At 36.4% G+C, this 6,267-nt stretch carries 8 protein-coding genes and 1 pseudogene; all 9 read left to right on the forward strand.

What is annotated here, in order from left to right:
* Window positions 1-235: 235 nt before the first annotated feature.
* Entirely contained in the window at window positions 236-655 is a 420-nt protein-coding gene (locus OMU_RS07025) for a PTS sugar transporter subunit IIA (protein WP_016179258.1), read from the forward strand.
* An 11-nt stretch (window positions 656-666) separates the two neighbouring features.
* The gene (locus tag OMU_RS07030; RefSeq protein WP_016179259.1) at window positions 667-1,128 is read left to right on the forward strand and encodes a PTS sugar transporter subunit IIB; all 462 of its coding nucleotides are present in this window, start codon (window positions 667-669) and stop codon (window positions 1,126-1,128) included.
* 16 nt (window positions 1,129-1,144) lie between these two features.
* Window positions 1,145-2,026: a class II fructose-bisphosphate aldolase gene (locus OMU_RS07035; RefSeq protein WP_016179260.1), complete on the forward strand. Its 882-nt coding sequence runs from the start codon at window positions 1,145-1,147 to the stop codon at window positions 2,024-2,026.
* Between the two features lie 2 nt (window positions 2,027-2,028).
* A complete protein-coding gene (locus tag OMU_RS23700; protein ID WP_016179261.1) occupies window positions 2,029-2,376 on the forward strand; it encodes an apurinic/apyrimidinic endonuclease family protein in 348 nt (115 codons plus the stop codon).
* A 24-nt stretch (window positions 2,377-2,400) separates the two neighbouring features.
* Window positions 2,401-2,865: pseudogene (locus OMU_RS23705) on the forward strand (sugar phosphate isomerase/epimerase family protein); the annotation flags it as partial.
* Complete coding sequence (locus OMU_RS07050) at window positions 2,862-3,914, forward strand: zinc-dependent alcohol dehydrogenase (RefSeq protein WP_016179263.1); 1,053 nt, start codon at window positions 2,862-2,864, stop codon at window positions 3,912-3,914. The pseudogene OMU_RS23705 and the gene OMU_RS07050, both read left to right, overlap by 4 nt.
* A 21-nt stretch (window positions 3,915-3,935) precedes the next feature.
* Window positions 3,936-4,703 carry a PTS sugar transporter subunit IIC gene (locus OMU_RS07055; protein WP_016177908.1) on the forward strand — a complete coding sequence of 256 codons (768 nt, stop codon included), beginning with the start codon at window positions 3,936-3,938 and terminating at the stop codon, window positions 4,701-4,703.
* On the forward strand, window positions 4,693-5,511 hold the full coding sequence (locus OMU_RS07060; RefSeq protein ID WP_016177909.1) for a PTS system mannose/fructose/sorbose family transporter subunit IID: 819 nt from the start codon (window positions 4,693-4,695) through the stop codon (window positions 5,509-5,511). The genes OMU_RS07055 and OMU_RS07060 overlap by 11 nt, the downstream gene beginning before the upstream one ends.
* Window positions 5,512-5,523: 12 nt before the next feature.
* The coding region (locus tag OMU_RS07065; RefSeq protein WP_016179264.1) for a mannitol dehydrogenase family protein at window positions 5,524-6,267 on the forward strand (744 nt) is incomplete at its 3' end.

The raw sequence follows: 6,267 nt of genomic DNA on the forward strand, positions 1-6,267 counted from the left end.
ATTATATAATATTTCACTGCCAATTGAAGAATGCTATTACATCTACAATATTACTCAAAACCTGGATTGACACTAAAAATAAATTTGTGGACACTAACTTAATGAAAAGTTAGTGTCACTTTTTTTGTGTGAATAGATAACTTGTATCACAAAAAGCCTGTTAAACCAAGTGTTTTGAAAATTTAAACTAATTGGCACGCCAATTGCTAGTAATAAAGTGAAAAGGAGGAATTCTATGAGAAAGATTTTATGTATCAGTCATGGAAATTTAGCTAAAGGAATGACTGAAACAGTGAAAATGATTGTAGGAGATTTTAAGAACATCGATTATTATTGTGCTTATTCTAAAGAAGATGAAGATATCGAAAGAGAAATCAATCGTATTATCGAAGAAAATCACGGAAATGAACTTTTCGTTATTTCAGATATTTTTGGTGGAAGTGTAAACAATGAATGGATGAAGAGGATAAACAATGACAATAGTATTCATCTTGTTGCAGGCATGAATTTAGCATTTGTAATTGAACTATTGGTGTTAATCAACGATTCACAAATGAAGGGGGACGAGGCAATTTTAAGGGCAATGAAAACTGCTACAGAAGGTTTTATTTATTGCAATCAGTTAAAAATGAATATTTCAGAAGATGATTTTTAGGAGGGATAAACATGATTAAGCTAGTTAGAGTTGATCACCGATTGATTCATGGTCAAGTCGCCTTATCTTGGACAAACAGCATAAAGGCTGACTGTATTTTAGTTGCAAATGATACTGTCGTAACTGATCCATTACAAAAAGCAACACTAAAAATGGCTTGTCCTCATAATATCAAAGTAGTAATCAAGACGGTTGAGGATTCGATTAAAGCTATCAATTCGGGAAAAACAGACAAGTATAAACTATTTATTGTCGTAGGCTCTATCGGAGATGCCTATCAATTGATTAAGGAAGTACCCGAGATTACTAGATTAAATCTTGGTGGTACTAAGGCTCGCGAAGGAACGAAGAATATTTCAAAAGCAATTAATGTTTTACCGGATGAAGAAAAACAGCTAAAAGAGTTAGCTGCTAGTGGGATTAATTTAGAAATTCAGCAAGTGCCAACTGACACAGTTATCAATTATAAATAGAATCTGGAGGAAAAAAATGATTATTCCAATGCATGAACTATTGAAGGAAGCAAAAAAAGGAAAATACGGAGTAGCTGCTCCAAACGTGTTCAATCGTGAAACCATTGAGGCATGTTTCTTGGCTGCAAAAGAGTTAAGAGCACCAATCATTTTGGATGTTGCTGGGGTACATGGAATTTATGAATGTGCAGACATCGCCCGTTTTTACGAGAGAAGATATCCAGAAGTACCTGTTGCACTAAACTTGGATCATGGTGGACCATTTGAGGATATTGTCAATGCAATTCGTGCTGGATTTAGTTCAGTTATGATTGACCGATCTCAAAGCAGCTTTGAAGATAATGTTAAAGAAACAGCAGAAATAGTTAAGATTGCTCATGCTTGTGGAGTTTCAGTTGAAGCTGAGCTAGGTCATGTGGGACAAGCGTATGAGTATGATAAAACTCGAGATACAGGATTGACCAGACCTGAGGAGGCTGCTGATTTTCTAAAACAAACCTCCGTAGATTGTTTAGCAGTAGCTGTTGGGACTTCACATGGTGTTTACAAGGGAGGCTGCAAAATTGATTTTCCACTACTTGATACACTTGCTTCACAAATTGAACAACCATTAGTTCTTCATGGAGGTTCCGGATCTGGTGATGATAATTTACGCATGACAATCGAGCATGGAATTCAAAAAGTCAATTTGAATACAGATTTAGTTATGTCTGGTCTAGATAGAATTCAAGCCTGCTATGAAAATAATTTAGAAATTAAGGTGCCAACGGGAGCAAATATGGACGAGTTTACTACTAAACGGATGAACATGCAACAACTTTACTTAGTAGGTGCTGAAGGCTACAAAGAGAAGCTCAAACACTATATGAAATTGTTTAAGTCAGATGGAAAATGGTAAAGATGATAAATCGGTTTGCACCGATGAATCTTACTTATCAAAAATTTCAACTACAAACATTTTTGAATGATGTTTCAGAAGTAGGATTCACTAAAATCGATCTGTGGACCTGTCCGACTCACTTTTATGTTGATGCTTTTTCTCATAGTGATACCGATCAATTAAAAAGACAGTTGCAACAAAAAAAGCTGTCTATCAGTTGTATCAGTCCACGACAAAGTTGTCCTAATCCTTTTCACTTAGCGGCAAAAGACAAAGATATGATTCGCCGTACAAAAAACTATTTTCAACAGGTTGTGTACAGCGCTCATGAACTCGAGGCGTCTAGAATCATGATTACTTCTGGGTGATCGTTTAATGATGAAACTAAAGTAGAAGCATGGAAAAGATCTGTTAGTCTTTGTAAATGGTTATGCCACTTTGCAGAATCTTATGGAGTAAAAGTCGCTATTGAACCTTTGACTCCTCAAAGTACCAAATTAGTAAATTCTATCGAAGAAATGAAGAAATACATTGCCGATGTAGATGAACGTAATTTAAAAATTATCGTTGATACAGGAACAATTCGACGAGAAAAAGAAAGCTTATCTCAGTATTTTCAATTTTTTGGAGAAATAATTGATTACTGTCATCTTACAAATTACAAAAAAGGGCAATTTGCACATGTAGATTGGACAAATGGCGAACTACGTCTTGCGTCAACCTTGAAAGAAATTGAACAAAATCATTATCAGGGCGATTTTTGTTTAGAGTATACGCATAGGGACTATTTGGATAATCCTAGAGAAATATATGAAACCACGTATAATCAAATTTTAAAAATGGAGGAAATCAAATGACAAACTCAATGTCGACAAAATTTGCAGTTATTACTGAGAAATTCATTGCAGAAGTCCATGAACGAGAAATTCCTGCGTTGAAAGATGACCAAGTCTTGGTCAAGGTGAATGCATGTAATCTTTGTACTTCAGAATATGGCGTATGGGATGGAGCAAGACTTGGAAAGCAACCACTACCTATGGCTTTCGGACATGAATACAGCGGTGTGATCGTCAATATGGGATCAAAAGTAAAGGGTTTTGATGTTGGAGATACAATTGGTGTTGGTTACGATTGGTGTGGTGAATGCGACTTTTGCAAAGAAGGAAAAACAAGTCAGTGTCCACATCGAGGCATCATGAATATTGCTTCGGACGATGGCTATTATGGGAATTTTGGTTGTGGAGAATATGTAGTTAAAACTTATCGCGCGCTTTGTAAGATGGATCCTTCGGTAGACCCATCAGAAGCTGCTTTTGTCGAACCGGCAGGCACAGTTGTAGAAGGTTTGCGCAAATTAAGAGTAGTAAAAGGTGAAACAATAGTAGTTATTGGTGCAGGCACAATGGGAATTCTAAATGCCTTAATTGCACGCGAAATGGGGTGTCGTGTGATTTTAACCGAAATGATGCCTAAAAAAATTCAAACGGCAAGAGAGTATGGTTTCGATGTTGTTGACGTATCAAAAACGGACCCAGTTAAAGCTGTAAAGACGTTAACTAAGGAAAAAGGAGCAGATGCTGTAGTCGTTGCGGTTGGTGCTACGTCAGCCAATAATCAAGCCTTAGAGATGATTAAACAGATTGATGGACGAATTCTTTTATTTGCTGCTGGGTATCCTGCACCAGAAATGAATATTGATTCAAATACAATTCATTACAGAAAGATGGAGCTACTAGGAACATTCAGTGCAGATATAGATGATTTCCAATATGCAGCTGATCTGATTAGTGAGAAGAAGATTGATGTTTCCAAGTTGGTTGAAAAGAAATTCTCTCTGAAAGATGTTCAATCCGCATTTGAGGCAGCAACAGTCCCAGGTGCTTATCGAGTTAGTATCGTTTTTTAGTAAAGTAAAGGAGGAGAAACCATGTTACAAGCAGTTCTCGCAGGGTTAGTATTAGGTATTTGTAAAATGGATATGTTCTTTGGGTACTGTTATCTTTCACGACCACTAGTTGCTTCGACATTAATGGGATTAGCGTTGGGAGATGTGACCCAAGGGATCATTATCGGGGGTGTTCTTGAGGTTATTTTTATTGGTTCATTTCCAGTAGGTGCAGCAGTCAGTCCCGATGGCGCTGCAGCTGGGGTAATTGGAACAGCATTTGCGATTATGACCAATTCGGGTGCTGAACTTGCAACCGCTTTGGCAGTTCCTATTGGACTTTTAGGCGGCTTTCTATTTATTGTAGTAAAACTATTTAATTCTGTTTTTTCTACAGCTATGGGTAAACAATTGGAAAAGAGGAAAATGAAGGCGGCTTCACGGATTTATGTTATTGGATGTTGGATTTCTACATTTGGTATTTATTTTGTATTTGGTTTATTAGCTGTTTATTCAGGAAGCGGAGCCGTTCAAACCTTTGTTAAATCAATTCCAGTTGATGTGATTAACGGTTTATCTGCTGCAGCAAATTTGTTACCAGCTATTGGATTTGCCATGCTATTAAAAATGATAATTAGTAAGAAAATGTCTCCCTTTTTCTTTATTGGTTTTATGCTCGCTGCATATTTAAAGTTACCAACGATTGCAATTACTCTTTTGGCTGTAATGTTTGTAATTATCATGCTAACACCTCACAATTTGAATACTTCACCCGCTGTAGGACAGGAGGATATTGACGATGACTTCTAAATTATCAAAAAGAGATTTGAATCGAGTTTTTGTAAGATATATTGCACTGAACTGTATGAACGATTATCCAGGACAGATGCACAGTGGTTTCACGTTTTCAATGCTTCCGTCATTAGAAAAAATTTACGCAGAACATCCTGAAAAATTAAATGAGTCCGTGATGAGACACCATGCTGAGTACTTCAATATTACACCATCATTGGCGGGCTTTCCATTGGGAATAACGTTAGCGATGGAAGAAGAAAATGCTAAATCGGAAGATTTTGATGTTACTACAATAAGTGGTATGAAAACTGCATTAATGGGACCACTATCAGCTATCGGGGATACGATTTTCCCTGCAACACTTAGAATTATTGCCACAGCAATGGTAACTGAAATGGCGGCGAAAGGTAGTATTTTGGCTCCTATTATTTTCTTACTGGTGTATAACATCCCAAACTTTTTAGCAAGATTTTATTCTTTAAAATTAGGCTATAACTTGGGTAGTGACTTCATTATCCAATCAGAAAAGTCTAATATCATGCAAAAAGTTTCGTATGCTTGCTCTGTTGTGGGCTTAATGGCTATTGGTGCTATGTGTGCTTTTAATATCAAAATTTCTACACCGATTGTAATTGGTGGGTCAGTGAAAGATGGGGCAATGAAATTACAAGAAACCTTAGATAGTATTTTACCAGGAATGCTCTCGTTGATTCTCGTGGGTATTATTTACTGGCTTTTAGATAGAGGAGTGAAAGTGGTCCCTTTACTATTAGGTACAATGGTTGTTGGTGTCGCTCTGTTCATGTTGGGAATTATAGCTTAAGGAGAAATGGATATGAAGAAAGCATTAATCATTGGAGCGGGCAACATAGGGCGCGGCGTCGTAGGCTATTTATTAAATCGTGATGGTTATAAACTTTCATTTTATGATGTTCATCCAGAGCATTTGATAGAAATGAAGAATTTGGGCGGTTACTCAGTGTTTGTTGACGATAATAATAGACAGACAGAGTTTCATGTATCTGATTTTTTGATCATAGATTCAGATAAATTATCCAAAGCGTTGGAAGAACATGATTTTATCTTCTGCTGTGTTTATGAAGGAGCTTTTAAAAGTATTGCAGAAAATCTAGCAAGGGCTATACAAGATTGTGAGAAAAACAATTTTAAAAATGTCATGCTATGCGTTAATTCACTGGGAGCTCCTCAAAAATTTGTTCAATATATCAGCGAGTATTTGAAAAATGACCCTTTATCATTGGATTACTTTAATGAAAAAGTTGGAATAAATCAAGTTATGGTCCTTTCAGCAGCATTACCGCTTCCAAAAGAGTTAAGTGAAAATTATCCATATGCAGTTATGATTACTGCTAATCCTCATCTAGAAATTGATGGAATAACATTCACAGGAAAAAAACCAGAAATTCTAGATGTTGAATTTGTCGATAATACTGAAGGAAGAATTTACAGGAAGGTATATGTAGGCAATATGCGTCATACTATGGCCGCTTTTATTGGAGTAATAGAAGGCTTAACATATATTTATGAATCACAACAAGATCCACGAATTAGACCTTGG

Source organism: Enterococcus avium ATCC 14025 (assembly GCF_000406965.1).
Taxonomy (GTDB): domain Bacteria; phylum Bacillota; class Bacilli; order Lactobacillales; family Enterococcaceae; genus Enterococcus_A; species Enterococcus_A avium.